This window comes from Micromonospora sp. M51, assembly GCF_018070305.1.
GTDB classification, from domain to species: domain Bacteria; phylum Actinomycetota; class Actinomycetes; order Mycobacteriales; family Micromonosporaceae; genus Micromonospora; species Micromonospora parva.
The window spans coordinates 1-1,600 of record NZ_JAGPXZ010001054.1 but is presented as its reverse complement, the minus strand read 5'-3'; the positions used below and the strand labels follow the sequence as shown (position 1 = coordinate 1,600).

Annotated in this window: 1 pseudogene; it reads left to right on the top strand. The window is 76.6% G+C overall.

Annotated elements, in window-relative coordinates:
* A pseudogene (locus KBX53_RS32370) lies at positions 1–1,600 on the top strand (DNA polymerase III subunit gamma and tau); the annotation flags it as partial.

The window sequence follows — 1,600 nt, the reverse complement described above, 5'->3', positions numbered from 1 at the left end:
GGGTCGCCGAGGCCGGTCACGACCCGCGCCGGTTCGCCTCCGACCTGCTGGAACGGCTGCGCGACCTGATCGTGCTCCAGCAGGTGCCGGACGCCGCCGCGAAGGGCCTGATCGACGGTCCGGCCGACCAGATCGAGCGGATGGCCGCCCAGGCCTCGCAACTCGGCCCGGCCACGCTCTCCCGTTGCGCCGACATCGTGCACGACGGCCTGGTGGAGATGCGCGGCACCACAGCGCCCCGCCTGCTGCTGGAGCTGATCTGCGCCCGGATGCTGCTGCCCGGCGTCGACGACTCCACCGGCGGCCTCCTCCAGCGCCTGGAACGGATGGAACGCCGGCTCACCCTGGGCGGCACCGACGCGCCGTCGGCAGCCGCCGCCTCCGCGCCCGCGAACCACCCAGGGGTACGCCCACAGCCCGCCGCACCGGTCCCGGCTGCCGCCACCCCCGCGAACGCCCCGACCTCCGCCCCGCCGTGGGAGGTCGACCCGGCCGCGTCCCCGATCCGGGGCGCTGCGGCCCCGGGTGCTCCCGCGCCGGCCGCCTCGGCCACCGGGGCACCCGCCTCCGGCGCTTCGATGTCAAGCGCTCCCAGCTCGGGTGCTCCGACCTCCGGTGCGCCGGCCTCGTACGTGTCGACGGCCGACTCGCCGATCCCGGCGTCCCCGGGCGCGTCGACCGGCTCGGCCGCCGCTGACCCGACCGTCCCCGTCTCGCCCGCCGGGCCGGCCCCGCGTCGCGTGGTGCCACCGTCGGCGGTGCTTCCCGACCCGGCCACGCCCGCGCCGCCCCGTCCGGGGGCACCGGCCCCCGCGCTGGACGCGGTCGCGGTGCGCCGCGTCTGGCCCGACGTGGTCGGCAAGGTCAACCGGACCAACAAGCGGATCGCCGCCCTGATGCGGGACGCGGTGGTCCGTGAACTCGACGGCGACATGCTGGTCCTGACGGTGAAGTCCACAGTGCTGGCCAAGATGATGGCCGACCACGCGGCGGTGCTCACCGACGCGCTCTACGAGGAGTTGGGCGGGCGCTGGCAGATCCGGTGTGAGGTGGCCGGCGAGCGCGGTGGCGCGTCGCTGTCCGGCCCTCCGCGCTCGCAACCCGCCGCCCCGGCCCGCTCCGCAGCCCCGCCCGCCGCGACCCCGACGGCCGGCCCGACGAGCGCGCCGCCAGCCGTTCCGAACTCGAACGCCCCTGGCTCGCCCTCCGCGCCGGGCTCGAACCCTGTCTCTGGCGTCAACCCTGCGCCGGGCTCGAACCCCGCGTCAGGCTTCGACCCTGCGTCAGGGTCGAACGGTGCGCCGGGCTCGAACTCCGCGCCGGGCTTGAACCCTGCGTCAGGCCTCAACGCTGCGCCTGGCTCGAACCCTGCGCCGGGCTCCAACCCTGCGTCAGGCTCGAACGCTGCGCTGGGCTCGAACCCTGCCTCTGGCTTCAACCCCGCGCCGGGCTCGAACCCCGCGTCAGGCTTCGACCCTGCGTCAGGGTCGAACGCTGCGGTGAACCCGACCGGCGCTGCCGGCCCGGCTTCGCGGGGCGGTGTCGGCGCGGGTAGCGGTGGTCAGGGGGCGGTGCCGGCCCCGGCGGCGGACGACGAGGG